This is a genomic window from Andreesenia angusta, assembly GCF_001855385.1.
GTDB classification, from domain to species: domain Bacteria; phylum Bacillota; class Clostridia; order Tissierellales; family Gottschalkiaceae; genus Andreesenia; species Andreesenia angusta.
On record NZ_MKIE01000003.1, the window covers coordinates 111,158 to 137,424 of the forward strand.

Consider the following 26,267-nt stretch of genomic DNA (forward strand, 5'->3'; position numbering starts at 1 on the left):
TTTGATTTCAAAAGCCAAGATAGACAGGATAAACGAACTGTCTAGAAAATCAAAGTCAGGACAGCTGACAGAAGACGAAAAAAATGAGCAGAAAAGGCTGAGAGCAGAGTATATTCTAGCTTTTAGAAAAAACTTAAAGAGCCAGCTTGAAAACATAGAGATAGTAGATTAATAGAACGCATTAGGAGGGAAGAATATGGCTGAAAAACAATATGTGGTTTTTAGACTAGACAACGAGGAATACGGAATAGGAATAATGAATGTGAGAGAGATAATCCCCTACAAAGAGAGCATAAAAGTTCCGAACACTCCTGACTTTATAGAGGGGATAATAAACTACAGGGGAAATGTAACGCCTATCATATGCCTCAAGAAGCGCTTCAACATAAGTAAAAGGGTTGAAGATGGAAACACCAGGATAATAGTCATAAATATAGGTGATAGACAGGTAGGGTTTATAGTGGATGAGGCTTCACAGACTATAAAGCTAGACGAAAGCGAGATAGATCCTGCACCAAGCATAGTTTCAAGCGTAGAGCGTGAATATATAGATGGAGTGGGGAAAAAAGAAGACAGACTTATCATATTGATAGACCTGGGGAAGATACTGACAGAGGGGGAGCGAGAAGAATTAAAGGGAATAGATGCTTAAGCCAGCAGGATTTTAACTTAAAAGGCAGGTGTTGTATTTGAGCAACAAGGATTTGAACAAGGCCATAGAGAATTTATTTAACACCACGCTTGAAGTTATGGAGTCTGGAAAAGAAGAGATAAAAAGCATGGTAATCGACCTTAAAGATGACTATGCGAGAAAAGTGATGGAGCTTTCCGATATACAGCAGAAGCTGCTCTTGACTATAGAAGAGGTAGATACACTTGCCATAGAGGAGAAACGTAGCAGGAAAAGGTTGGCCGAGGTGAGCAACGACTTTAAGCGATTCAACGAAGCTGACATAAAAGATGCATACGAGTACACGCACAGCTTGAGGTCTAGGCTCGAGATAAAGAGGCAGGAAGAGAGGCTCTATATAAAGAGAAGACAGGAGTTGGAGCTTGGGCTTAAGAAGATGCTCCACAATATAGATAAGGGCGAAAAGACCATAGACAAGCTTGCCAAAATAGCGGAATATATAGAGGGGAATAAAAAAGACTTCAATGAAACTATAGAAGACATAAACAAGATGCAGATGTTTGGAATAAAGGTCATAGAGGCTCAGGAAGAAGAGCGGAAGAGGATATCTAGGGATATTCATGACGGACCGGCCCAAGACTTGGCCAATGTGATGCTTAGAGCCGAGTACTGCGAAAAGGTAATAGACAAGGATATGGAGGATGCAAAGAGCGAGATAAGAGAGCTTAAAAAGGACGTAAAGGTCACTTTGAACAATATAAGAAAGATAATATACGACCTTAGACCTATGTCGCTAGACGACCTGGGACTGATACCCACTATAGAGAAGTACATAGAGGGTTTCAAGGCGGACAGCGACCTAAATATACAGCTTCAGTACTCAGAAGGTATAGAAGGGCTGAACAGCGGCATAGAGACGGCGATCTACAGGGTAGTACAGGAAGCGCTCAACAATATAAAAAAGCATGCAAATGCAAAGAACGTGTCTATAGATTTCAGTTTGATGGAGAATGCAAAGAAGAACATCTTTATAAAGATAGAGGACGATGGAGTCGGATTCTCTGAGACCCACTACAAGGAGAAGGCCGAGAGCAAGAGCTGCGGGTTTGGAATTATCGGGATGAAAGAGCGGATAGAGGTCTTAGAAGGAAAGTTTTCACTTGATTCAAGGGAAAACATGGGTACGGTGATTAAGATTTCAATACCAGTTATAGAGGAAGGAAGATTGAATTGAATAAAAAGATAGAGGTACTTATAGTAGACGACCATTCACTTATGAGGGAAGGACTTAAAAAGCTGATTGAACTAGAAGACGACATAGTGGTGGTAGATCAGGCCGCAGACGGAAAAGAAGCGCTGGAGAAGCTAAGTATGAAAGAGCCTGATATAATACTCATGGACATAAACATGCCCAATATGAACGGCATAGAGACGCTGAGGGCTTTAAGAGACAAGGGGATCAAGTCGAAAGTCATGATGCTGACTATCCACGACGACAGGGAATATGTGTACGAAACCATGAAGATAGGGGCGAATGGATATCTGCTGAAAGACTCTGACTCGGATACACTTGTGGATGGAATAAGAAGGGTGTACGCCGGAGAAAAGTTTATACAGCCTTCTCTGCTTAAGTCTATTGAGTGCAGGACGGAGTCGAACGACAAAAGTGAAGATATGATAACTTCTCTTACAAAGAGGGAGTACGAAGTACTGATATTGATAGCTGAAGGACTGAACAACAGGGCTATAGCAGAAAGGCTTTTCATAAGTGAAAAGACTGTTAAAAACCATATATCTAATATATTCAAAAAGATAGAGGTAAATGACAGAGTTCAGGCCACTATATTCGCATTTAGAAATAACTTGAAGAAACTCTAAGAGAGGGGTGGAGCGACTTGGAAGAAAAGCTTTTGCATAGTTGGGGCTATGTATGGGATACAATAAGTGAAGAAGAGAAAACAGAAGTGTTTGAGCTGGGAGAAAGATACAAGGAGTTTTTAGACAGCGGAAAGACTGAGAGAGAGTGTACAGAAGAGATAATAGAGAGAGCAAGGGCAGCGGGATTCATCTCCATGGACGAAGCGCTTTCTGGAGACGGAAAGCTAATGCCTGGGGATAAAGTCTATGCAAACAACAGAGACAAGTCTGTTGTGTTGTTTGTAATAGGCAGCGAGGCTATGGAAAACGGAGTCAACATAGTGGCTTCACACTTGGACTCGCCAAGGATAGACTTGAAGCCATTTCCGCTCTACGAGGAAGAAGGGCTTGGCTTTTTCAAGACACACTACTACGGCGGAATAAAGAAGTACCAGTGGGCGACTATACCGCTTGAGCTGCACGGTGTAGTTTTCACAAAGACAGGTGAGAAAGTGAATGTCCAAATAGGGAAGTCGGAAGACGATCCAGTGTTCTTCATAACAGACTTGCTCCCTCATCTTGCAAAAGACCAGATGGACAAGAAGCTTTCTGAGGCGATAACTGGGGAAGGTCTGAATGTGCTGGTGGGAAGCAATGGACTTTCAGGCGTAGAAGAAAACAGAGTCAAGAGTCAGATACTTTCAATCCTGAACGAAAAGTACGGAATATCTGAATTGGACTTTACAACTTCCGAGCTCCAGATAGTCCCTGCTGGCAGGTCTAGAGATGTAGGGCTGGACAGGAGCATGATAGCGGGTTATGGACAGGACGACAGAGTCTGCGTCTACTCTTCGCTTGAGGCCATACTGGAGGTTGAAAGCCCTGAAAGAACGGCTGTATCGATCTACATGGACAAAGAGGAGATTGGAAGCGTGGGGAATACTGGTATGGAGTCTGTATTCTTTGAGCTGGCTCTGGCTGAAATAATGAACAAGCTGGACGAAAGCTACAGCGAGATAAAGCTAAAGCGAGCACTTTCAAGGTCTAGGGCTCTTTCGGCGGACACGGTGGCCGCTTTCGACCCTAACTTCCCAGATGTGCTGGACAAGAAAAATGCTCCTTTTATGGGAAAGGGAATGGCGCTAGTGAAGTATACGGGAGTAAGGGGAAAATCTGAAACCAATGACGCCAACGCTGAATACCTTTCGGATATAAGGCAAGCTCTGGATAGACACAATGTGATTTGGCAGATAGGAGAGCTTGGAAAGGTGGACCAAGGCGGCGGAGGAACGGTGGCATATATGCTTGCCAAATACGGCATGGAAGTTGTAGACTGCGGAGTCTCGCTTTTAAGTGTTCATGCTCCGTTTGAGATATCTCACAAAGCTGATATATACATGGCCAAGAGAGGATACAAGGCTTTTCTGGAAAACTAAAAGAGAGGGGAGACCCTCTCTTTTGCTTTTCACTCTTATTCTATTCGGTTTTCTGGCAGATACCGCTTTTTTCCAGTATAAAGTCCCTGAAACGCTTGCTCAGAGGTGAGAGCTCACGCCTGTTGTGGTACACAAAGTAGAAATCTCTCTTGAACTCCAAGTTCTCAAGGTAGTATCGCTTCAGCAGACCTAGCTCCACTTCTCGCTTTACAGCTTTTTCAGACATGAAGCTGACTCCTATTCCGGCCTCTACAAATTTCTTTATGGCTTCAGCGTCCTCCACGTAGGAAATGAGGTTTAGAGAGTCACGGTCAAGTTCTTTGTTTAGAAAAGTAGACTCGACAATTCGTCTAGTTCCAGATCCCTTTTCACGAAGAAGGAGTTTTTGGGACAGCAAAAAGTCCTTGTCTATAAAGCTGTCGTTTTCCCAAGGGAAATCGCTGTTGTTAGGAGCGATTATGCACAATCTATCTTCGAGTATCTCTATATAGTCTAGATACTGGTTTGAAAACTTTGCACCTATTAGGCCGAAATCTGTGTCTCCGCATAGAATATTTTCTACGACTTTTTTGGAGTCTCTCTCTGTGACAGAGAAGCTTATATCTGGATATTCAGATATGAATTTCTTCAAGAGTTCAGGGAGCATATAGTGCCTTGGTATGGAACTTGCGCTGATGCTCAAATGACCCTGGATTTTGCCGTTATAGGCGCTTAAGTCAAACTGTGCCATATTCTTCATATGAATCATCTCAAGGGCATAGTCGTATAGTAAATTACCTGCACCTGTGGTAGTGACTTGCTTTCCGAACCTATTTAGTAAAATTGTTCCTAGCTCTTCCTCTAGGGACTGAATGTGGCTTGTAACGGTGGGCTGTGTAAGGTATAGCTTTTGAGCTGCCTTAGAAAAGCTCTTTAACTTCACAACCATAACAAAAGTCTCTAATTGTCTAAAATCCAATTTATCACCACCTTAAAAGTAAGTATTAATGTACAAACAAAAGTATATATCAAAGTTACGGCCGTATCAATAGATGGCTTGTAGTGCATCTATAGAATAAATCTATAAAGAATAAGGCAGATATAGAAAAAACATAGTAATAAAAAAGACCTCGAACAAATCGAGGTCAAGTTGGTGCCCAAGGCGAGAGTCGAACTCGCACGGTTTCCCACTCGATTTTGAGTCGAGCGCGTCTGCCATTCCGCCACTTGGGCAAAAAGATCACTAACAAAATCAGTTTAACATATTTAATCCAAGATGTCAATAGTGTTGATATATCAAATACATTAACAATAAACAAGGCGCATGTGTTAAAAATACACCTTAATATCTGTCAAAAACACTCTGAATGTGATATAATCTATATAACAAATAATACAAGAGGTGATAAGTAGATGGATCCATTGACTCATGGAGTTATAGGCTTAGGAATTGCGGCACTGAGCGGGGAAACGAGTTTGGCTAGTCCAGTTACTATAGGAGCTATAGTGGGGGCGATGTCTCCTGACATAGATATAATAGCTAAATACTGGGGCGACTACAAGTACTTGAAGCACCACAGAGGACTTACACACTCATTTCCGGCTATAATAGGGCTTTCGCTTGGGATAAGCCTTATACTGACCATGATTTTTCCAGGGTATTCGTTTCTAGATATATTCCTTTCGACGCTGATGGGAACGGCTTCTCATACTTTCTTTGACGCTTTGAATTCTTACGGAGTTAGGCCGACGCTGCCTTTCAAAAACAAGAGGTACTCTGCAAGTCTTCTCATGCTCTATGATCCGTTTGTAACCATTATGTCCATAGGGCTGTTCGTTCTGAATGTAGACAGGGGATACAAGTTTGTGATAGCTCTTGGAGGGCTTTCGATCTACATTGCATATAGATACTTTACAAAGAGAGAGGCTTCGGCTTCAGTGGCATCTGAGTACGGACTTGGAGCCAAAGACAAGCTACATGTGATGCCCAACTTGACCAACTTCTTCAAATGGGACTTTGTGCTTGAAAAAGGCGAGAATAGGGTTGTAGGCAGGATAAACTCTTTGAATGGCAAGATAGTGGAGATAGAAAAGCTGGGAAAAGAGGACAGCGAGCTTATAGAAAAAGCTTATGGCACTGAGCTAGGGAAGTACTTCGACGAATTCACGTCTTCGATAAACCATGTGAAGATACACAGGCACAATGACGAAGTAGAGCTTCAATTCATAGACCTTAGGTACTATATGAAAAACAACTTCATGCACCATGCAACTTTTGTATACGACAGGGAAGCAAATTTAAAAAAGTCGGTATTTAGACCGTACAAATACGATAGGCAGATAGTGGTGGAAAGCGCAAGCTAAAGACTCTTTTTAAGGGTCTTTTTTATTTACCGAAAAGTTTTTTTGCTATATACTAAATACTAGACATACTAAGGAGATGATTTTTTGGCGAGCAAAAAGTTGATGATTATAGATGGAAACAGCCTGATACATAGAGCGTTTTATGCACTGCCACCGTTAAAGACAAAAGAAGGGATAGTTACAAACGCTGTGTACGGCTTTCTGAATATGTACTACAAGGTGGTGGAAGAGTACAGGCCGACTCATATAGGGATAGTCTTTGACAAGAAAGGATTGACTTTCAGACATAAAGAGTACGAGGACTACAAGGCCGGAAGGGCCAAGATGCCGGATGAGCTTTCGCTTCAGTTTCCTCTCCTAAAGGAGATACTGGGTTATATGAATGTGAAGAAGCTGGAGATAGAGGGCTTCGAAGCAGACGATATAGCTGGAACTATGGCTAGTCTGGGGGAGCGCGAAGGGTACGAAGTAGTGCTTGTGTCTGGGGACAGGGACTATCTTCAGCTAGTCGACGAGAACACTTGCGTTGTGCTTACGAAAAAGGGCATAAGCGATACTGAAGTATACAACGTAGAAAAGGTGGCCGATGAATATGAACTTACACCGGAGCAGCTGATAGACCTAAAGGGGCTTATGGGTGACAGTTCAGACAATATCCCAGGAGTGCCTGGAGTGGGTCCGAAGACAGGCATAAAGCTTTTAAAGGAATACGGGTCTGTAGAGAACCTCTACAGCGAGATAGAGAATATGAAGAAGGGAAGCCTCAAAAACAAGCTAGAGCTCTACAGAAATCAGGCTTACATGAGCAAGATGCTGGCTAGAATAGTCAGAAATGTGCCAGTAGAGACTGAGCTAGACGAGCTGAAGCTTTCAGAGCCGAACTTAGAGGAGCTCTCCGAGATGTACGACAAGCTGGAATTCAGGTCTCTCCTAGAGAAGATAGGTGGGAAGTCAAGTGCCGAGGAGGTTATGGCCTTGGCTGAAAAAGTGGAATTTAAAATTATCTCAGGGAAAAAAGAGCTTAAAGGATGCCTAGATTCTTTGAAAAAAGGATTTTACTTTAAATTTGCATATGAAGAAGTGGGTGGTAAAAAAGAGATCTTGGGAATTAGCCTAGTGTCTGATGATAAGTCATACTTCTATGTCGACTTGGTTGAAGGCGAGCTTGACGAAACCAGCTTTTTCGAGAGTTTCAAGCCTGTGGCGGAGTCCAAGGACATAGATAAGTACGGATACGACATAAAGGAAGAAGTTATAAGCTGCTTGATGCATGGAGTAAACCTAGAGGGGATAAGCTATGATGCCATAATAGGCATGTACCTTATAGACCCTTCGGAGGGGTCGTACTCGGCCAAGGGCATCTCTAGGGAGTACTTGAACGAGGACATACTGGAGATAAAAGACTTGGTCGGAACAGGCAAAAACAAGAAATCTTTAAAGGATATAGAGCTAGAGGAGCGGGCAGAGTTCTTTGTAAAAGAGATCAAGGTCATATCCGATACGAGGAGCAAGATAGAGTCAACGATATCAGAGCGAGAGATGGACGAGTTGTTTTATGAAGTGGAGCTTCCGCTCGCCACAGTGCTTGGAGATATGCAGTATAGGGGCTTTAAGGTGGATATAGAGGAGCTTGAGAGGCTGAGAGTCGACTTGGATGGAAAGCTTGAAAAGCTGGTTTCCGAGATATATGAGATGGCGGAAGGAGAGTTCAACATAAACTCCCCTAAGCAGCTGAGTGAAATACTGTTTGAAAAGCTTGGACTGACACCTGGGAAGAAGACTAAGACGGGCTACTCCACCAATGCAGAGGTTCTGGAAAAACTCAAGGGAGAGCACGAGATAGTGTCCAAGATACTGGACTACAGGCAGCTTTCAAAGCTTAAGTCTACCTATATAGATGGCATGGAGTCAGTTGTAGACAGCAGAACCCATAAAGTCCACTCTAACTTCAACCAGACGATAACAAGCACGGGGAGAATAAGCAGCACAGAGCCAAATCTTCAGAACATACCTATAAGAACTGAAGAGGGAAGAAAGATAAGGAAGCTGTTTACAAGCAAGTCGCCAGAGTACAAGCTTGTAGACGCAGACTACTCCCAGATAGAGCTCAGGGTACTTGCGCATATATCTGACGACGAGAAGCTCAAAGAGGCGTTTTTCGAGAATACAGATATACACAGCAAGACTGCATCCGAGGTGTTTGGAGTTCCACTAGGGAGCGTTACATCTGAACTCAGAGGGAAGGCCAAGGCTGTGAATTTTGGGATAGTCTATGGCATAAGCGACTACGGGCTCTCGAGAGACCTGAATATCCCTAGGAAGGAAGCGAAGGAGTATATAGACAACTACTTCAAAAACTATCCAAAGGTAAAGGAGTACATGGACAGCATAGTCAAAAGTGGAAAGAAAAAGGGTTATGTAGAGACGATACTAAACAGAAGGCGATATATACCGGAGCTTAGCTCTAGAAACTTCAATATACGAGGATTCGGAGAGCGGATAGCTATGAACACCCCTATCCAGGGAAGTGCAGCAGACATAATAAAGGTAGCTATGATAGAGGTCTACAGAAAGCTGAAAGAAAAGAACATGAAGTCAAGGCTCATACTTCAAGTACATGACGAACTCATAGTGGAGGCGCATGTAGACGAGGTGGAAGATGTCAAAAAGCTCCTTTCGGAGACTATGGAAAATGCAGTCAAGCTTGGAGTGCCTTTGAAAGTGGATATGGAGGTGGGAGACAACTGGTATGAAACAAAATAAGCTAGTGGGCATAACTGGGGGAATAGGGACAGGGAAGTCTCTAGTGAGCAAGTACCTTTTGAAAAAAGGCTATACGGTGATAGACTTTGACAACATCTCTAGAAATATATATAGGAGAGACAAGCAGGCTTACTCTGAAATTCTGGAGAAGTTTGGGGAAGGGGTTCTCGACTCTGAAGGTGAAGTTGACAGAAAAAAGCTTGCTGAGATAGTGTTTAAAGACAGGAAAAAGCTTTCAACTTTAAATAGGATAACGCATAGGCATATATTTGAAGAGGCAAAGGAGTTCATAAGCCTGTCTTCAGACAAAAATATCCTGTTCTTGGATATACCCCTGCTGTATGAAGTAAGAGAAGAGATAGAAAAGTCAGGGATAAGGATAGATGAAGTCTGGTTTGTCTACAGCGACAGGGAGCTTCAAATAGAGCGCGTTATGAAACGGGACGGCATAGACTATCAGTCTGCAGTCAAAAGAGTAGACGCTCAGATTCCAACAGATGAAAAAATAAAGTACGCAGACAAGATAATCTGCAACCTTGGCAATGAAGAAGAGGTATACAGCCAGATAGAGCTGTTTTTAAGACAAAGCTAAATGGAGGAGTTTATTTGAGATTGAGTAGAGGAGTCAGAAGAGCTATTTCGCTCCTGGTGCTGTTTTGCATAGTCGCTTTTATGCAGAGAGACAGAATACTTGAGCAGTTTTATCCGCTGGAGTATGAAGATTCTGTGCTTGAGTATTCAGAGGAATATGGCTTGGAGTCCAGCCTTGTATTTGGAATAATAAAAGTAGAGAGCAAATTCAAGTCGGATGCAGTTTCAAGAAAAGGGGCTATAGGCCTAATGCAGATAATGCCTGAGACAGGGTGGTGGATAGCGGAGAAGATGGGACTAGAGGATTTTAGAGAAGAAGACTTGTACGACCATGAGATTAATATAAAGATGGGCAGCTGGTATATGAAGAATCTAGTAGACGAGTTCGGCGGAAATGTGGAAACGGCTGTAGCCGCCTACAATGGAGGGAGGGGCAATGTGAAGAAGTGGCTTTCCGACGGCAGATACAGTCAAGACGGCGAAAACCTGTCGGAAATTCCATTCAAGGAGACGAGCGACTACGTAGAGCGAGTTATGAAGGCACAGAGTGTCTACCGAGATATATATGAAGGGGAGTAGTTTAGAGCTATGAGGAAGATAACTGCGTATTTAGTTTTGATTTTTATGACAATTGCAGTCGTTTCAGGGTGCAGCAAGAGTGAAAACGGAGGAAAAGCGGGCGAAAAGACGGAATACGAAGTAGCCGAAGGAGGGGAGATAACACTACCCCTCACAGGATTTGAAACACTAAATCCTTTTATGAGAAAAAGCCAGAGCAACTACTACTTTGATAGGCTTATATTCGAAGGGCTTTTCAGCACGGAGAAAAACCTAGACGTAGCTCCTTGTCTGGCTGAAAGCTACACCATGGGAGACGGCGCAAGGTCTATAAATATAGTGCTTAAAGAGAATTTGAAGTTTCATGACGGGTCTCCGCTGACATCTGAAGACGTGAAGTTTACAGTCGAAGTGTTGAAAAGCGCAACGTCTGATCCGGAGCAGCTGGAGAAATTGTCTCCGCTTTATCTTGAGGGCGGTTTGTACGACGTAGGTCGGATATCAGAAGTCAATACAAAGTCGAACAGAGAGGTGGAGATAGTTTTCAGGGATTCGTTTAGCGACGCCCCTGAATACCTGACTTTTCCTATAGTCTCTAAAGCCGCTCTAGGCGATGAGAGCAAGGCGCTTGAGTCTGAAGACTACAACGCAGTTGGAACGGGTCCGTATAAAGTAGAGGCAGTAGACAGTCTCAAGGAAGTGCAGCTTCAGAGGAATGTTGAATACTGGTCGAGCAAGCCCAACATAGAGACGGTGAAGGGCAAGATACTTGCAGATGAAGAGCTTGCCAAGACTTCCTTTGAAGCCGGAATAGTGCACGCTGTTTCAGATTTAGACTACTTGGAGTGGGAGTCCTTTGCCCAAAATGACAAGGTTCACATAAACTCTTTTCCATCAAATAGGTATGAGTTTTTAGCATTCAATTTCGGGAAAGACTATTTCCAGGGAGAAGAAGGCAAGTCTATGAGAGAAGCTGTGTCTTATGGGATAAATAGAGAGCAGATTTTGAAAAATATCTACTTGGGATATGGGGAGATCGTGGACAGTCCGGTAAATCCTTCGTCTTGGCTCAGCTTGAAAAGCGATGTCAAGGAAAGCGAAAAGTACAGTGTGGAAAAGTCGCAGGAGATACTGAAGAGCATGGGATATCAGGACAGAGATAACGACGGGCTGCTGGAGAATGAAGACGGAGAAAATATAAGCTTCACAATTCTAGCACCCCCTACAAGTCAGGCCAGAATAGACACGGCTAAGTCGATAGCCGAAAGTCTTAGGAAAATAGGGATAGATGTAGAGGAAGACTATGAAGAAGAGGCTGGAAGTTACGAGACCGAAGAGGAAAGGGAAGCTGACTGGTCTAGGTTTGAGTCGAAGCTGATGTCTGGGAACTATGACTTAGCTGTAATGGGTTGGGAGATGTCCTACCTTCCAGACCTTTCGTTCGCCTTTCACTCACAGAGTTCAGAAGGCGGAAACTTTATAGGCTACAGCGACCCAGAGCTGGACAAGCTCATGGATGAAGCAAATCGTGCAAACAGCAGAGAGGCGAAAAAGCAGCTCTACATGGAGATACAGAACAGTCTGGCTGAAGAGAAACCCTATGTCTCCATACTGTATACAAATGCAGCGATTATAAATTACAAAAAGATATCAGGGGAGTTCGCCCCTAACTACATGGACGTCTACAGTGGAATAGAGAACTGGTTTGTGCCAAAAGAATTTCAGAATAAAGAGCAAAAATAATTGACTTTATGGTTTATATGGTGTAAAATGCAACTATAAAGTCAAGAGCGGATGTGCTGGAATGGCAGACAGGCACGTTTGAGGGGCGTGTGTCAGTAGACGTATGGGTTCAAGTCCCATCATCCGCACCATAATACTTTTAGATCGATACAGAAGTGCATCTGTATCGATTTTTTTTTACCTATGAAGAGTTTCGGACATAAGTAAAAAAATTAGCTAAAAGTAATTTAAAAAGTAGAATAATTATTCTTTTTTTGATATATTATTAAAAGAGTTATTAAAACTATATTAAGAATTAGAAAAAAGAATTAGCAAAAATTTTTTGGGGCCAAAAAATTAAAAAAACTAAGAGGTGAGATGGTATGAAGTTGAGTAATTTGACCTTTAAAGGTGGAATACATCCTCCCTATTCAAAGGAGCTTTCAAAGAAAGCAAGCATAGAACCTTGCATAGTACCTGAGGTTGTTGTGATTCCTTTAAGCCAGCATATAGGAGCGCCTTGCGATCCTATAGTTAAAATAGGAGAAGCCGTGAAGGTTGGTCAAAAAATAGGAGAGTCAAAATCCTTCGTTTCTGCGCCAGTACATTCAAGTGTTTCAGGAGTTGTGAAGAAAATAGAGGAAATCGATTCGCCACTCGGAAACAAGACAAAGGCTGTTGTCATAGAATCAGATGGCAAAAATGAAGTGAGTGAAGAAGTAAAGCCTAAAGGCAACTTGGAGGACCTTTCTCCAGAGGAGATAGTCGAGATAGTAAAAGAAGCCGGAATAACAGGGCAAGGAGGGGCAAGCTTTCCCACTCATGTAAAACTCTCACCCCCGCCGGATAAAAAGATAGACACCGTCATACTAAATGGAGCAGAGTGTGAGCCTTATCTTACAGCTGACCACAGACTGATGGTGGAAGAAAGCGAAAGCATAGTTTACGGACTGAAGGCCATAATGAAGGCAGTCGGAGTAAAAAAAGGATATATAGGCATCGAGGACAACAAGCCTGATGCTATAGAGGCTATGATGAAAGCCTCTGCAAATGAGCCGGAGATAGAGATAGTTTCGCTTGAGACGAAGTACCCTCAAGGTGACGAAAAAAGGCTTATAGACGCGGCAACTAAGAGACAGGTCCCAGCTGGAGGACTTCCTATGGATGTCGGAGTAATAGTCAACAATGTCGGCACAGCAGACGCCATAGCGAAAGCCATAAAGACAGGAATGCCTCTTGTAGAGAGAGTCGTGACTATAACAGGAGATGCTGTTGTAACACCTAAAAACCTGATGGTCAAGATAGGTACGTCGTTCAAAGAAGTTGTGGAGCAATGTGGAGGATACAAGGAAGGCCTAGGGAAGATAGTCATGGGAGGACCTATGATGGGTAATGCACAATTTACAGACAATGTCCCAGTTGTTAAAGGCACGTCTGGAATACTGCTGCTTTCCGAAAAAGAAGTGTCAGCTCCTCCTATGGATCCATGTATGAGATGTGGAAGATGTGTATATGCCTGTCCGGTAAATCTTCAGCCTACAGCGCTTGAAAAGCTTACTTCTAGAGAGAGATTTGACGAGACTGAGAAATACCATATATGGAGCTGTATAGAGTGTGGAACTTGCTCATACGTATGTCCAGCAAGAAGACCTCTAGTTCACTCTATTAGAGTTGCTAAAAAAGCACTTTCTGACAAACAGAAGAGAGAAAGTAAATAGGAGGGATAAAAATGCAAGAGAGATTACTGCTTACGTCTTCGCCTCACATAGGCACTAAAGACACAGTATCTAGAGTCATGCTCGACGTAATAATAGCATTGCTTCCAGCTACAATGGGAAGCATATACTTCTTCGGGCTGCCAGCTTTTAAACTAATTATGGTGTCTGTAATAGCGGCGGTGGCGACAGAGGCAATTATACAGAAGTTGACTAAAAAAACTATAACTATAAAAGACTGCAGTGCAGCACTTACAGGACTGCTTTTAGCCATGAACATTCCGCCTGCGGCGCCTTGGTGGATCGCAGCTGTAGGATCTGCATTTGCGATAGGTATAGCGAAGCAGGCTTTCGGAGGACTTGGACAGAACTTTATAAACCCAGCGCTTGCGGGAAGGGCAATGCTTATGGCTTCTTGGCCTGTGATAATGACGACTTGGAGCGCTCCGGGAGCGGACGCAGTTGCAACTGTTACTCCACTTGCCCTGCTTAAGCCAGGAAGTGAAGCTACAGGAGAGCTACCTTCTCTTATGGATGCATTTGTGGGGAATATAGGAGGATGTCTAGGAGAGACTTCAGCACTACTGCTTTTAATAGGAGCGGCTTACCTCTTCTACAGAAGAGTTATAAGCTGGAGAATACCTTTCACTTATATAGCTACAGTAGCTGTTATAACACTTGTGGCTAGTGGTGGAGACTTTACGAATATGCTATACCACCTGTTTACGGGAGGACTTATGATAGGAGCTTTCTTCATGGCTACAGACTACTCTTCGTCGCCTATAACAGTTAAAGGTCAGATAATATTTGGAATAGGAGCAGGGGTTATCACATCGGTGATAAGGCTTTACGGTGGATATCCTGAAGGAGTTTCATACTCTATATTACTTATGAACTTAGCGGCTCCTATAATAGAGAAATACACTAGTCCAAAGTTATTTGGGGAGGTGAAGTAAGTTGAAAGAGACAGTAAAACTAGGAGTGATTTTGTTTCTAATAACAGCTATAGCAGCCGGGATACTTGCATTCGCCAATGCGAACACAGAGGGAAAGATAGCTGAGTTGGAAGCTCAGGCAAGTAATGAAGCTAGAAAATCTGTACTTTCTGAGGCTGAAACTTTTGAAGCTGTAGACCAAGCGAAGTTAGATGAAATAATGAAGAAAAATCCTGAAATACTGGAGATATATGAGGCACTAGATGGAAGTAAGAGCACAGTTGGATACGTAGTCAAAACTTCCACAGGTGGATATGCTGGTCCTATAGAAGTAGTTACAGGAGTGTCCACAGATGGAAGTATAACTGGGATGAAGGTTGTAAAGAACACTGAGACACCTGGACTTGGAACACTTGCAGCTGAGGCGCCTTTCCAAGATCAATTTGCTGGCAAGAGCATTGAGACTGAGCTGGAAGTTGTGAAAAGCGGAGCAGGAGACAGCCAAATACAGGCTTTGACTGGAGCGACTATAACTTCAAAGGCAGTAACTAAGGGTGTTAACTTGGCAGTAGAAGCTAGCAAGTTGATGAACGAGTAAACTGGAGGTGAATGGTTTGAGTAAAAAAATGACAATTTTCAAGAATGGGCTTTTAGCTGAGAACCCGACTTTTGTGCAGCTTATAGGAATGTGTCCTACACTTGCAGTTACGACAGGAGCTATCAATGGACTTGCCATGGGGCTTGCAACTACAGCTGTTTTGATAGGATCGAATGTTGCGATATCTGCTACGAAGAAAGTCGTACCAGATAAGATAAGAATTCCTTCGTTCGTAGTTATAATAGCTACTTTTGTTACTATAATAGGCATGTTGCTTAAGGCATTTTTACCAGAGCTAGACAAGACGCTGGGGATATTCATCCCACTTATAGTTGTTAACTGTATAATACTTGGAAGGGCTGAGGCATTTGCTTTCAAAAATTCAGTGGCAAATTCAGCAGTTGATGGAATAGGCATGGGGCTTGGTTTTACAATAGCGCTTACTATACTCGGTATAATAAGAGAGCTCTTAGGAGCAGGAAGCGTATTCGGAATCAATATACTGGGAGCAGCTTATAAGCCTGCGCTTATAATGATACTACCTCCTGGAGCTTTCTTTGCACTAGGGCTTATAATAGGTGTTATAAATCTGATTAATAAAAGAAAGAAAGCGTAAAATAAACGGAGGAGGCGAAATAGATGAGTTTGTTCGGGATAATAGTGAGTTCCATACTCGTAAATAACTTTGTACTGTCTAAATTTCTAGGGATATGTCCATTCCTTGGAGTTTCGAAAAAAATAGAGACAGCTTTTGGAATGGGTATGGCCGTTACTTTTGTAATGACGATAGCTGGAACGGTGACATATATAGTTCAAAAAGCAATACTTATTCCTTTTGAGCTTGAGTATCTCCAGACAATATTCTTTATACTGGTTATAGCTTCTCTAGTACAAGCCGTTGAGATGTTTATAAAGAAGGCGAGTCCTGCGCTTTACAAGTCGCTAGGTGTTTTCCTTCCACTTATAACTACTAACTGTGCGGTACTTGGAGTTTCGCTGCTTAACATACAAAGCGAATACACTCTAGTTCAAACAGTTGTAAACTCGTTTGCTGCAGCTCTAGGATTTACTCTTGCTATAGTTCTGTTTGCGGGTATAAGAGAGAGGCTTGAATTGGCAGATATACCAGAGTCGCTAGAGGGATTTCCTATAGCTTTGATATCAGCGGGACTTATGTCTATAGCGTTCTTAGGCTTCGCTGGACTTGTCTAGGAGGTATGACAGATGAATGGAATAATAGTAGCAGTAGGAGCACTTGGAGCACTTGGAGCTGCATTCGGGGTAGGACTTGCACTCGCGGCTAAGGCGTTTCATGTGCCGGTAGATGAAAAAATTGAAAAAGTTAGAAATGCTCTTCCTGGAGCAAACTGTGGAGCATGTGGATTTCCAGGCTGTGATGGACTTGCAGAGGCTATAGCAAATGGTGAAGCACCTGTGAATGCATGTCCAGTAGGAGGAGATGAATCAGCAAGTGCAATAGCCGATATAATGGGATCGGCTGCAGGAGCTAGCGAAAAGCAAGTTGCAAGAGTTATATGCAACGGAACTAGCTGCAATGCAAAAGAAAAGTTCAAGTATGAAGGAATACATGACTGTAGAGCTGCGGCGCTAGTTTCTGGTGGAAACAAGTCTTGTTCTTATGGATGTCTTGGATTTGGAACTTGTGAAAAGGTCTGTCCTTTCGATGCGATCAGGATGGTGGACGGAATAGCTGAGATAGACAGGGACAAGTGTACTGCTTGTGGAAAGTGTATAGAGGTCTGCCCTAAGATGGTAATAGACATGGTGCCTTATAGCCAGGAAGTCGTGGTTGACTGTAACAGCAACGACAAAGGAAAGGCTGTAAAAGACAGCTGCTCTGTAGGCTGTATAAGCTGCCAGATGTGTGTTAAGGCGTGTCCTTTCGGAGCTATGGAGTTTAAAAACAACTTGGCATATATAAACTATGACAAGTGTACAAACTGTATGGTATGTGCAGAGGTATGTCCGACAAAGGCGATATGGGCTAATTTCGAAGTCAGAAAAGTGGCTGAGATAAACCCTGACAAATGCGTGGGATGTACGGTATGTGCCCAGCACTGCCCGACATACACTATAGACGGATACAGAGAAGAGGCGCATGTAGTAAATCAAGAAAACTGCATAGGATGTAGCGTATGTGCAAACAAATGTCCTTTCGATGCAATAGATATGAAAAACAGAACTTCAAATAAGAAATAAAACAGGCCTGGGCGGAAGTCCAGGCTTTAACTTTTTCGCAACCCATTGTCAACAATATATAGCTTGTAAATAAAATAGTGAAGTGATAAACTAAAAAAGTGAGTAATTGTGTCTAAAAGAAACAAGAGGAGAGGCCTATGACAAATTACGATAGAATACTGATAGCAGTCGTGGTAGTGCTCAGTTTAGCTGGGATGTATCTAAGCAAGAACAGCATAGAAAGCGGAGACTCTAAATACGTCTATATAGAAGTTGACGGGAAACCGTACAAAGAGATAGTGTTTGATGAAAGCACTGAAATCACCACTGTCATAGACTCAAAATATGGGCATAACGAGCTCATGATAAAAGATGGAAAAGTTAAGATGATAGATGCAGACTGCAAAGACCAAATTTGTGTAAAGGAATCAGCCATAAGCGAAGTAGGGGAGATAAACGTATGTCTACCGAACAGGACTTTAGTTGAGATAAAGAGTGCAGATCTGGAAAGTGAAATAGACTATATAAGCCACTAGGGTGTGTTGATATGAACCGTACAAAGAAAATGGTAGCATTGGCTCTTCTAACTTCGATGGGGATAGTGCTCGGCATAATAGAAAATGGGATACCCCTTCCAATAAGAGTTCCTGGAGCGAAACTAGGGCTTTCTAATGTAATTCAGCTTTCGGCTATAGTGGCCATAGGGCACAGAGAGGCGATTGTGATAGCCATCTTAAAGAGCTTTATGATAGCAGTAGGCACCGGGAATATGTCGGGAATAATCTACAGCCTTCCCTCGGCTATAGCTAGCACTGCAGTTATGATATGCATATATCAATTTATGGGGAGCAAGTTCAGCCTTGTGGGAGTCAGCATATTTGGAGCTCTTATGCACAATTTGGTGCAGGTGGGCATGGCGTCCATTCTGATTGGGAACTTGAAGGTCTTCACATACTATCCGGTACTGGCGATCATAAGCCTGTTCACAGGCTATGCTATAGGCGTTACGGCTTCATACTTCGAGAAGTATGTCAGGAATGTCTACAGCAGGAATAAAATATAGAGAAGATGGAAGTGGTTTGTTTGAAGAGATTGATCTTGGCTTCGGCGTCGCCTAGAAGAGTTGAAATAATGAGCAGGTTCAATTTGGATTTTGATGTAGTTCCAAGCGGGATTTCGGAGAGTTTCGAAAATTCTGAGAGTCCTATGGCTTCAGCGATGGCCATTGCGCTAGAGAAAGCTTTGGACATAGCTGAAAGAGAAGCCGATAGCTTGGTGATAGGAGCGGACACTGTGGTGTACTGCGATGGAATGCTGGGCAAGCCCAGTGACAGAGAGGAAGCCTTCAAGATGCTTCAGCTGCTAAGCGGTAGAGAGCATATTGTGGTGACAGGAGTGGCCATGGTCTGGGGCGAGAAAGGTCAAAAGCTTGTAGACTATGACGTGACAAAAGTCAAGTTCAAGGAACTGAGCAAAGAGAAGATAGACAAATACTTAGACAGCGGTGAGTACTTGGACAAAGCAGGCTCATACGCTGTGCAGGGAATAGGCGAAATACTTGTGGACTGGATATCAGGATCGCACTCTAATGTGGTGGGACTTCCAGTGGCTTTGCTTGAAAAAATGCTTAGGTGTTTTGAAGTAGAACTACTATAGCGATATCGGGGAGGAGAGTCGTTTGGATAGAGGAATCAGGTATACCATAAAGTCAATGCCTGAGGATGAAAGACCTAGAGAGAAGCTCATAAAGCATGGAGCAGGGTCGCTTTCAAATGTCGAATTGCTGGCCATAATTTTAAAGACAGGGTCTAGACATGCTTCTGCTCTGGAGATCTCAAGGGAGCTGCTTTCAAGCTACAGCAGCGGTATAAACGCCCTAGTCGACATATCTGTAGAAGAACTTAGCAAGATAAAAGGGATAGGACCCAGCAAAGCATCTGGAGTATTGGCGGCTGTAGAGCTTGGTAAAAGGGTGCTTATTTCAGAGGAAATCAGGCACAAGATAAATTCTCCTACAGATGTCTCGAACTACCTTATGAGATATATGGGTGATCTGAAAAAGGAGCATTTCAACATAGTGATGCTGGACAACAAGAATCAGATAATAGAGGTTCACAACGTCTCGGTAGGAAGCTTGAATTCAGCCATTGTTCACCCAAGAGAGGTTTTCAAGAATGCTGTTAGAAGAAGCAGCGCATCTATAATACTTGCACACAATCACCCTAGCGGGAGCACAAACCCCAGCAAAGAGGATATATCCATTACAAAGAGGCTGGTGGAGTGCGGAGAACTTATGGGGATAAAAGTGCTAGACCATATAATAGTGGGGAAAAATGAGTATTTCAGCTTTAAGGAGCAACGTATAATTTAAAAGACAGAGAGGAATGGGATTTAATATGTTTAATTCATTTTCAAAGAATATGGGTATCGACTTAGGTACTGCGAATATACTGGTTTACGTAAAAGGGAAAGGTATAGTTATAAACGAGCCTTCAGTTGTAGCTATAAATACACAGACTAAAGAGGTACTGGCTGTAGGAGAGGACGCCAAAAACATGATAGGTAGAACTCCTGGGAACATAGTGGCTATAAGACCGCTTTCGGACGGAGTAATAGCAGACTTTGACGTGACTCAGACAATGCTTAGACACTTTATAAAGAAAGCTAGAGGCAAGAGCTCGCTTTTTAGGCCTAGAATAGTTGTGTGTGTTCCTTCAGGAGTCACAGAGGTTGAGAAGAGAGCTGTAGAAGAGGCGGCTATGCAGGCTGGAGCGAGAGAGGCCTATCTTATAGAGGAGCCTATGGCAGCGGCCATAGGAGCAGGCCTTCCTGTGCAGGAGCCGGTTGGAATAATGATAGTGGACATAGGAGGAGGAACTACCGAAGTGGCGGTTATATCGCTAGGAGGGATAGTCACAAGCAAGTCGGTAAGGATAGCCGGAGATGAACTTGACTCCTCTATAGTCAACTATGTGAAGAGGGAATACAACCTTATGATAGGTGAGAGAACTGCCGAAGAGATAAAGATAAACATAGGGACGGCTGATATAAATCAGAGCAACAAGAGCAAGTCTATGGAAGTCAGGGGTAGAGATCTGCTTTCAGGTCTTCCGAAGACTATAAAGGTGACATCTGAAGAGATATACAAGGCCATGAAAGACAGCATAAGTCAAATAGTGGAGTCGATAAAGACTACGCTTGAAAAGACACCGCCAGAGCTTTCTTCAGATATAATGGAGAGAGGTATTGTGCTCGCTGGAGGAGGAGCACTGCTAGACGGTCTAGGAAGAGTTATAAACAAGGAGACGGGAATAGACGTAAGCGTAGCTGAAGATCCTAAGGACTGCGTGGCGATAGGGACAGGAAAGTCGCTAGAAGATATAGACATACTTAGGAGAGTTGCGAAAAATTCAAGAAAAATAAACTAATACTTCGAGTTGGTGGATAAAATGAACTTCTTTAAAAAAAACAAGGCTAGAATTGGAATAGGGCTTGTGTTCCTGGTAATACTGGGGACTATAGTCACTACTGCATCTAGAAAAGAAAACATGACTGGTGGTGAGGATGCAGTTGGAGGAGTGCTGAGTCCTGTCACTGGCTTTTTCTACGGCATAAAGAGCAAGATAACTTCAGGGGCGGGTTCAATAGGAGATATATTTACACTCAGAGAGGAAAACAAAGCCCTCAGAGAGGAAAATATAAAGCTGAAGGACTCCGTTTTGGAGTACGAGGAGATAGTCGGAAAAACAGACTTTCTGAAAAGCGAGTACGAGCTCAGCCAGAACTCAAGCTATGAGTTTACAGTGGCCAAGGTTACTGCGAAGGATCCTGGGAACTGGTTTGAAAAGTTTACAATAAACAAAGGCTCGAAGGACGGGCTGAAAAAGGGAGACCCAGTTATACTGGGAGTTGAGATAGACAACGAACTGGTCACAGAAGGACTTGTAGGGAATATAACAGAAGTAGGAGAAGACTGGTCGAAGGTCACATCCATAGTAGATGTGAGCAACAACGTCAGCTTCAGTGTAGTCAGAAACAGAGACGGGGGAATCGTAAAAGGTAACTTAGACGGAGGCCTTGAGGGCTATATGTTCGACACCGAAACAACTGTGACAAAAGGCGACAGGCTTATAACTTCTGGCATGGGCGGAGTGTATCAGGAAGGCATTTATATAGGGGAAGTCAGCGAAGTAAAGAAGAATGCTAACGATCTGCTTACTCATATAAAGGTGGAAACTGGAATAAACTTCAGCAAACTCCATGAGGTATTTGTAGTTACAGGAAAAAGGGAATAGGAGTGAATTGATTGAATCCAATAAAAATTGCAGTTATAATACTAGTCAATTTCATACTCCAAGTCACTGTTTTGAACAACTTAAGCATAGGCTCAACAGTGCCAAATACGTCGCTTATAATAGTTGTAGCACTCTCGCTTATAGCGGGCAAAAGGTCAGGAGCTGTGGCAGGGCTTGTATCTGGGCTGCTTCAGGATGTAATGTTTAGCGGAGTGATTGGAATTAACACGCTGGGGCTTTTTTCTGTAGGGCTCCTAGTGGGTAGTTTGGATCAAAAAGTGTTTAAAGAAAATCTGTTCTTGCCTTTTGTGCTGACACTGTCTGCGACTGTATTCATGTACTTTGTCCAGTTTTTTTTCCTCTATTTCTTGAAGATAGAGGTCAGCTTTATAGACCTGATTTTAGGGGATATGATAAAGGAACTGATATACAATGGAGCTATAACGGTGTTTATATACAAGGCAATGCTTAGCAGTTACAAAGAGCCATCTGTTAAGTTTACGAGGGGACTTTAGAAGAGGTGGAGCACTATGAGTTTTTTTGAGAGATTTAAAGATAGACATAATGTTGTGATTCTCATCTTGGCGGCCGTACTTACAGGGCTGGGGTTGAGAATGGCAAAGCTTACAGTGGTAGATGGTGAGGAGTACAGGCAGCTTGCGGAGACAAGGAAATTCAAGGAGATACCTATAACTGCTCCTAGAGGAGAAATCAGGGATAGAAACGGGAAGCTGCTAGCTGGAAACAAACCTAGCTTTACAGTCCAAGTAGTAAAAGACGAGATAGAGTCGTCAGACAACGAGGCCAGAAATAAGACTCTTTTAAATCTGATACACATACTGGGCGAAGAGGGGATAAGCTATAAAGATGAACTCCCTATACTTATGAACGACTTTAAATTTAAAAACGGAGCGCTTGCTTCTGAAAGCGGGAACTCCGCTACAGAAGAAGTGGCAGAGAGAATTGTATCGGGGAACCTCATCTCAAGCATATTGATGCTTAGCATGGACTACAGCGACGACGGTGGGGTTTCGGACTTCTATATGGCCAAGAAAGCCCTTAATCTACTGGAATCTGAAGGCGGAGGCTCTATGCCTATAGACGTAGACTACAGTTCGGGAATCCAGTTTTACTATACACAGGAAGATGTTTCGAGCTGGAAGTCAGAGAATGGACTGAGCGGAGGCTCTAATGCCACCAGCGACGTTTACCAGCTGATAGGGTCTAAGAACCAGAAACAGTTTGCAGTAAAGCTGATAAATGACCCTATGTCGAGAAAAATGGTATACGACTACATGGCCCCGAGAGGGTTGCTAGAGGATATTGAAATAGAGGAGTTTAGCTTGATATATGACGATCAGTACAAGTCTATAAAAGAAGAGCTCTCTTCCCAGTTTCAGAGCGTGACGATGGAGTCTGATGCCAAAGAGGACTTTGTAAACATACTCAGAGAGACAAATGGAATTCAGGAGCTGCTAGAGAGTGTGTTTGTAGAGCGAACTGATGGCGAGAAAGAGTATTTGAGCGCTCCGGCTGAAGTGATGATAAGCATGTTAAAGGAAAAGAATGTAGACATGCCGTTTAAAGTCGTGATAGACGAGGAGAAAAAAGAGCTCAAGTACGAAGTGAAAGACGAGAAGGACAGAGATGAACTCTTCGCGAAATACGATATAGACAAGAACACTGCTCCGGCAAGCGCACTTATAAAGATTGCAGAGGTGGAAGACACGATTGCAGACTTTGTGACAGATGAAAAAGTAAAGACTTTCTCTCAAAAGGTCATGCTTAACTATGTAAACCCTAGGATATCCATATCAGAATGGGAGTACTCTCCACAGGCTGACAGGATAGCTTGGTTTAAAAGGTATGGACTGAAGGAAGGCGCTGACGCTGAAAGTGTCTTCGAAGAGATAAGGAAGAAAAATGAGATATCAGAAGAAGTAACAGATTACGAAGCTAGAAATATGATGATCATACTAGACGAGTTCAAGAACTTGGGATATCAGGGCTACTATCCTATAAACATAGCGTACAACGTAAATGACAGGGTTGTAGCGCAGATAGAGGAGAATAAGTCAGGGCTATTCGGTGTAAGGGTTTCTATGGAGCCTATAAGGTACTATCCGCAGGGAACTACGGCGGCTCACATACTTGGATATATGGGCAAGATAGCTCAAGAAGATGAAGTCAACAAGTATATAAAGGAAAGAGGATATCTTCCGGGATACCTCATAGGCAAGACAGGTGTAGAGCAGAAGTATGAGGACTACTTGAAAGGTGAAGATGGAAGCAGAAGGGTAGAAGTCGACTCTATGGGAAATGTAATAAGCTCCATAGACGAAAAGGATACAGTTCCGGGTGACACTCTCTACCTTACTATAGACGCAGAGCTTCAGAAGGTGACGGAAGAGTCGCTTGAGAGAGCCCTTAATCAGATTCAAAGAGGTGGAGTCTTCGAGTCAGAATGGGGCAACTACAACTATGCAAAAGCCTTTAGATTCGCCACTTCTGGGTCGGCAGTCGCAATAGACACAAAGACAGGCGAGGTACTGGCCATGGCCAACTACCCTTCATATGATCCGAATCTCTTTGCAACCGGGATATCGGGAGACGACTGGGAGAGCCTTATGCCGGAAGACGAAGATGATCCACTGGCGGCTAGGCCGCTCTACAACACGGCCATCCAGACGGCAGTCCAGCCTGGATCTACTTTCAAGATGATCACTGGAATGGCTGCAATGGAAGTGGGGATATCTCCTAACAAGACTATCTACGACTACGGTGTAGTTGAGCTTGGGGATACGCAGTTCGGATGCTGGATATGGAACTCGAGGAAAGGAAGCCATGGATCTACAGATCTTTATCATGCGCTAGCAGAGTCATGCAACTACTACTTCTACTCAGTTGCCCTTGGAAGGATACCTAAGACAGGGGAAAAGCTGGCAGGAAAAGCTGGAGTTGACGAGATAATGAAAGTCGCAAAAGAGTTCGGGCTAGGTGACAAGACTGGAGTTGAGATTCCAGGCGAAGTATCTAGAGGTGTTCCAAGCTCTGGGACAAAGACCGAGTCTACAAAAGCACTTCTCAGAAACTTCCTAAACGGAGAGATAGAGTCGTACTATGCAGAGGGCAAGAAGTTCACAAGCGAGGACAAGATAAAGATAGTAAACGAAATAGTGTCTTGGGCTGAGTACGAGAAACCACTTTCAAAGGCAGAAGTCGTGAAGAGACTCCAGAAGATGGGGATAGACGGAGAGAAAGTTCTTCAGGGCAAGAAAGAGGACCTGGGAGATACTATAAAATACACTTACCTAAACCAATCTCAGTGGAGTGAAGCCGATGATATGAATATCTCTATTGGACAAGGTGAGAACAGCTATACGCCTATTCAGATGGCAAACTATATAGCCACTTTGGCAAATGGAGGGACTAGAAACAAGGTCAGCGTTGTAGACAAGATAGACAGCTATGACAGCACCAAGACAACACACTCTCCAGAGCGAGTCTCTGAGAAAGTGAATCTAAAGGACATGTCCTCTCTTGAGGAAGCTGGAAAAGGTATGTACCAAGGAACTACTGTTGGACTAGTTAGAGGTATATTCGGAAACTTCCCAGTTAAAGTGGCGGCCAAGACGGGAACCGCTCAAAAGGGAGGCGTAAATCCACTGACTGGTGGAGGATACGACAACTACTCTTGGACTACAGCATATGCGCCGTATGAAGAGGGGAATCCAGATGCCTCTAGGATAGCTGTGGCCGTTATGATCTCCCAAGGTGGAGAGGGAGGATACTCTACTCCTGTGGCTAGAGAGATAATAGCTGAATACCTTAAGCTCGGGAAAGAAAGCCAGAGCGAAAGCTTCGACATAGACAATAAATTGGCAAGATAAACTCTTGCCAATTATTTTTTAATTACTGGAGGAATTGTTATGAACAACAAGCTGGTCAACTTTAGAGGGAATAGCGATGGGATAATTATATCTATCAAAAAGGGCGAGATGAGTGGTATAATAACAGAGATAGAGAATAAGTTAAATGAATCAAGGGATTTCTTCAGAGGAGCAAAAGTAAAGGAAATATCAGGAGAAGAGCTCGACTTTGATAGTTTAAAGAGCATAGAGGATATACTGGTAAACAAATACGGAATGGTAGTTCTAGACAGCTCAGAGGTTGAAATCAAGAAAAACAGAAGAAAGTCTAGGGCCGAGAAGTCCAAGAAGATAGAGAAAGGCAGCTTTGTGGAGAACATGTTGAAAGCAAATTCAAAAGAAGGAAAAACCAAGTTCATAGAGGCGACTGTCAGGTCAGGGCAGCTTATAGAGTACAGTGGCAATATAGTGGTGCTAGGCGATGTAAATCCAGGTGGAGTACTTTCAGCCAGTGGAAATATAATTGTGCTGGGAGCGCTTAAGGGAATAGCAAGGGCTGGAAGCGACGGGGACAAGGAAGCTCTTGTGGCGGCTTTTAGCCTGGAGCCTACTCAGCTTCAAATAGCCGACGTGATCTCTAGGAAGCCGGACGAAGAAGTAGATAAGCCGGAATGGCCTGAAATAGCCAAGATTCAAGATGGAATGATAGTAATAGAATCTTATTTAAAGAGAAATTCAAGAAAATAGGGAGGAAA

At 43.2% G+C, this 26,267-nt stretch carries 26 protein-coding genes and 2 tRNA genes; 26 read left to right on the forward strand and 2 right to left on the reverse strand.

What is annotated here, in order from left to right; translation table 11 throughout:
- Window position 1 precedes the first annotated feature (1 nt).
- Genes EUAN_RS12180 through EUAN_RS05090 form a run of 5 tightly spaced genes read left to right on the forward strand, consistent with a single transcriptional unit; the run spans window position 2 to window position 3,924 of the window.
- Window positions 2-172, forward strand: coding sequence for a DUF896 domain-containing protein (locus EUAN_RS12180; RefSeq protein WP_084655734.1), 171 nt, complete (start codon window positions 2-4; stop codon window positions 170-172).
- A gap of 24 nt (window positions 173-196) precedes the next feature.
- Window positions 197-652 (forward strand): chemotaxis protein CheW, encoded by a 456-nt coding sequence (locus EUAN_RS05075; RefSeq protein WP_071062388.1) that lies wholly within the window; start codon window positions 197-199, stop codon window positions 650-652.
- A gap of 37 nt (window positions 653-689) precedes the next feature.
- The gene (locus tag EUAN_RS05080) at window positions 690-1,865 is read left to right on the forward strand and encodes a sensor histidine kinase (RefSeq protein ID WP_071062390.1); all 1,176 of its coding nucleotides are present in this window, start codon (window positions 690-692) and stop codon (window positions 1,863-1,865) included.
- Window positions 1,862-2,509, forward strand: coding sequence for a response regulator (locus tag EUAN_RS05085; protein WP_084655736.1), 648 nt, complete (start codon window positions 1,862-1,864; stop codon window positions 2,507-2,509). Before EUAN_RS05080 ends, EUAN_RS05085 begins: the two co-directional genes overlap by 4 nt.
- Before the next feature lie 17 nt (window positions 2,510-2,526).
- Window positions 2,527-3,924 carry an aminopeptidase gene (locus EUAN_RS05090; protein WP_071062392.1) on the forward strand — a complete coding sequence of 466 codons (1,398 nt, stop codon included), beginning with the start codon at window positions 2,527-2,529 and terminating at the stop codon, window positions 3,922-3,924.
- A gap of 40 nt (window positions 3,925-3,964) precedes the next feature.
- On the opposite strand, the gene EUAN_RS05095 is transcribed toward EUAN_RS05090, so the two are convergent.
- A complete protein-coding gene (locus EUAN_RS05095; protein ID WP_071062394.1) occupies window positions 3,965-4,882 on the reverse strand; it encodes a selenium metabolism-associated LysR family transcriptional regulator in 918 nt (305 codons plus the stop codon).
- Window positions 4,883-5,054: 172 nt separating this feature from the next.
- Window positions 5,055-5,136, reverse strand: a tRNA-Leu gene (locus EUAN_RS05100).
- A gap of 180 nt (window positions 5,137-5,316) precedes the next feature.
- On the opposite strand from EUAN_RS05100, the gene EUAN_RS05105 reads away from it, so the two are divergent.
- The 21 genes from EUAN_RS05105 (at window position 5,317) to minC (ending at window position 26,259) form a co-directional block, all read left to right on the forward strand.
- Window positions 5,317-6,267 carry a metal-dependent hydrolase gene (locus EUAN_RS05105; RefSeq protein ID WP_071062396.1) on the forward strand — a complete coding sequence of 317 codons (951 nt, stop codon included), beginning with the start codon at window positions 5,317-5,319 and terminating at the stop codon, window positions 6,265-6,267.
- A gap of 84 nt (window positions 6,268-6,351) precedes the next feature.
- Complete coding sequence (gene polA / locus EUAN_RS05110) at window positions 6,352-9,030, forward strand: DNA polymerase I (RefSeq protein ID WP_071062398.1); 2,679 nt, start codon at window positions 6,352-6,354, stop codon at window positions 9,028-9,030.
- Entirely contained in the window at window positions 9,017-9,622 is a 606-nt protein-coding gene (coaE, locus tag EUAN_RS05115; RefSeq protein ID WP_071062400.1) for a dephospho-CoA kinase, read from the forward strand. The genes polA and coaE overlap by 14 nt, the downstream gene beginning before the upstream one ends.
- Before the next feature lie 14 nt (window positions 9,623-9,636).
- The gene (locus tag EUAN_RS05120) at window positions 9,637-10,200 is read left to right on the forward strand and encodes a lytic transglycosylase domain-containing protein (protein ID WP_211266283.1); all 564 of its coding nucleotides are present in this window, start codon (window positions 9,637-9,639) and stop codon (window positions 10,198-10,200) included.
- Window positions 10,201-10,209: 9 nt separating this feature from the next.
- Window positions 10,210-11,922, forward strand: coding sequence for an ABC transporter substrate-binding protein (locus tag EUAN_RS05125; RefSeq protein ID WP_071062402.1), 1,713 nt, complete (start codon window positions 10,210-10,212; stop codon window positions 11,920-11,922).
- 47 nt (window positions 11,923-11,969) lie between these two features.
- Window positions 11,970-12,053: transfer RNA gene (locus EUAN_RS05130), tRNA-Leu, on the forward strand.
- A 231-nt stretch (window positions 12,054-12,284) separates the two neighbouring features.
- Window positions 12,285-13,619 carry an electron transport complex subunit RsxC gene (gene rsxC, locus EUAN_RS05135; RefSeq protein WP_071062404.1) on the forward strand — a complete coding sequence of 445 codons (1,335 nt, stop codon included), beginning with the start codon at window positions 12,285-12,287 and terminating at the stop codon, window positions 13,617-13,619.
- Between the two features lie 11 nt (window positions 13,620-13,630).
- Window positions 13,631-14,572, forward strand: a complete 942-nt coding sequence (locus EUAN_RS05140; RefSeq protein WP_071062406.1) for an RnfABCDGE type electron transport complex subunit D — start codon at window positions 13,631-13,633, stop codon at window positions 14,570-14,572.
- A gap of 1 nt (window position 14,573) precedes the next feature.
- On the forward strand, window positions 14,574-15,149 hold the full coding sequence (locus tag EUAN_RS05145; RefSeq protein ID WP_071062408.1) for an RnfABCDGE type electron transport complex subunit G: 576 nt from the start codon (window positions 14,574-14,576) through the stop codon (window positions 15,147-15,149).
- Window positions 15,150-15,165: 16 nt separating this feature from the next.
- Entirely contained in the window at window positions 15,166-15,765 is a 600-nt protein-coding gene (gene rsxE, locus EUAN_RS05150; RefSeq protein ID WP_425388413.1) for an electron transport complex subunit RsxE, read from the forward strand.
- A 23-nt stretch (window positions 15,766-15,788) separates the two neighbouring features.
- The gene (rsxA, locus tag EUAN_RS05155) at window positions 15,789-16,361 is read left to right on the forward strand and encodes an electron transport complex subunit RsxA (protein ID WP_071062410.1); all 573 of its coding nucleotides are present in this window, start codon (window positions 15,789-15,791) and stop codon (window positions 16,359-16,361) included.
- Window positions 16,362-16,373: 12 nt separating this feature from the next.
- A complete protein-coding gene (rnfB, locus tag EUAN_RS05160) occupies window positions 16,374-17,369 on the forward strand; it encodes an RnfABCDGE type electron transport complex subunit B (RefSeq protein ID WP_071062412.1) in 996 nt (331 codons plus the stop codon).
- Between the two features lie 137 nt (window positions 17,370-17,506).
- A complete protein-coding gene (locus EUAN_RS05165; RefSeq protein WP_071062414.1) occupies window positions 17,507-17,884 on the forward strand; it encodes a NusG domain II-containing protein in 378 nt (125 codons plus the stop codon).
- 11 nt (window positions 17,885-17,895) lie between these two features.
- Window positions 17,896-18,411, forward strand: a complete 516-nt coding sequence (locus tag EUAN_RS05170; protein ID WP_071062415.1) for a Gx transporter family protein — start codon at window positions 17,896-17,898, stop codon at window positions 18,409-18,411.
- An 11-nt stretch (window positions 18,412-18,422) separates the two neighbouring features.
- Complete coding sequence (locus tag EUAN_RS05175) at window positions 18,423-19,004, forward strand: Maf family protein (protein ID WP_245674453.1); 582 nt, start codon at window positions 18,423-18,425, stop codon at window positions 19,002-19,004.
- 22 nt (window positions 19,005-19,026) lie between these two features.
- On the forward strand, window positions 19,027-19,719 hold the full coding sequence (radC, locus tag EUAN_RS05180) for a RadC family protein (RefSeq protein ID WP_245674443.1): 693 nt from the start codon (window positions 19,027-19,029) through the stop codon (window positions 19,717-19,719).
- A 25-nt stretch (window positions 19,720-19,744) separates the two neighbouring features.
- Window positions 19,745-20,776 (forward strand): rod shape-determining protein, encoded by a 1,032-nt coding sequence (locus EUAN_RS05185; protein ID WP_211266285.1) that lies wholly within the window; start codon window positions 19,745-19,747, stop codon window positions 20,774-20,776.
- A 21-nt stretch (window positions 20,777-20,797) separates the two neighbouring features.
- Complete coding sequence (gene mreC / locus EUAN_RS05190) at window positions 20,798-21,643, forward strand: rod shape-determining protein MreC (protein ID WP_071062420.1); 846 nt, start codon at window positions 20,798-20,800, stop codon at window positions 21,641-21,643.
- An 11-nt stretch (window positions 21,644-21,654) separates the two neighbouring features.
- On the forward strand, window positions 21,655-22,158 hold the full coding sequence (gene mreD, locus EUAN_RS05195) for a rod shape-determining protein MreD (RefSeq protein WP_071062422.1): 504 nt from the start codon (window positions 21,655-21,657) through the stop codon (window positions 22,156-22,158).
- A gap of 15 nt (window positions 22,159-22,173) precedes the next feature.
- The gene (locus tag EUAN_RS05200) at window positions 22,174-25,533 is read left to right on the forward strand and encodes a penicillin-binding transpeptidase domain-containing protein (protein WP_071062424.1); all 3,360 of its coding nucleotides are present in this window, start codon (window positions 22,174-22,176) and stop codon (window positions 25,531-25,533) included.
- 39 nt (window positions 25,534-25,572) lie between these two features.
- Window positions 25,573-26,259: a septum site-determining protein MinC gene (gene minC / locus EUAN_RS05205; protein WP_071062426.1), complete on the forward strand. Its 687-nt coding sequence runs from the start codon at window positions 25,573-25,575 to the stop codon at window positions 26,257-26,259.
- Window positions 26,260-26,267: the final 8 nt, after the last annotated feature.

What these genes read in the sequence shown, in the direction of transcription:
- mreC (WP_071062420.1), top strand. Translation starts at nt 20,798, where the DNA reads ATGAACTTCTTTAAAAAAAACAAGGCTAGAATTGGAATAGGGCTTGTG.
- rnfB (WP_071062412.1), top strand. Translation starts at nt 16,374, where the DNA reads ATGAATGGAATAATAGTAGCAGTAGGAGCACTTGGAGCACTTGGAGCT.
- EUAN_RS05075 (WP_071062388.1), top strand. Translation starts at nt 197, where the DNA reads ATGGCTGAAAAACAATATGTGGTTTTTAGACTAGACAACGAGGAATAC.
- EUAN_RS05125 (WP_071062402.1), top strand. Translation starts at nt 10,210, where the DNA reads ATGAGGAAGATAACTGCGTATTTAGTTTTGATTTTTATGACAATTGCA.
- rsxC (WP_071062404.1), top strand. Translation starts at nt 12,285, where the DNA reads ATGAAGTTGAGTAATTTGACCTTTAAAGGTGGAATACATCCTCCCTAT.
- EUAN_RS05105 (WP_071062396.1), top strand. Translation starts at nt 5,317, where the DNA reads ATGGATCCATTGACTCATGGAGTTATAGGCTTAGGAATTGCGGCACTG.
- EUAN_RS05165 (WP_071062414.1), top strand. Translation starts at nt 17,507, where the DNA reads ATGACAAATTACGATAGAATACTGATAGCAGTCGTGGTAGTGCTCAGT.
- minC (WP_071062426.1), top strand. Translation starts at nt 25,573, where the DNA reads ATGAACAACAAGCTGGTCAACTTTAGAGGGAATAGCGATGGGATAATT.
- coaE (WP_071062400.1), top strand. Translation starts at nt 9,017, where the DNA reads ATGAAACAAAATAAGCTAGTGGGCATAACTGGGGGAATAGGGACAGGG.
- rsxA (WP_071062410.1), top strand. Translation starts at nt 15,789, where the DNA reads ATGAGTTTGTTCGGGATAATAGTGAGTTCCATACTCGTAAATAACTTT.
- EUAN_RS05200 (WP_071062424.1), top strand. Translation starts at nt 22,174, where the DNA reads ATGAGTTTTTTTGAGAGATTTAAAGATAGACATAATGTTGTGATTCTC.
- EUAN_RS05170 (WP_071062415.1), top strand. Translation starts at nt 17,896, where the DNA reads ATGAACCGTACAAAGAAAATGGTAGCATTGGCTCTTCTAACTTCGATG.
- EUAN_RS05140 (WP_071062406.1), top strand. Translation starts at nt 13,631, where the DNA reads ATGCAAGAGAGATTACTGCTTACGTCTTCGCCTCACATAGGCACTAAA.
- EUAN_RS05185 (WP_211266285.1), top strand. Translation starts at nt 19,745, where the DNA reads ATGTTTAATTCATTTTCAAAGAATATGGGTATCGACTTAGGTACTGCG.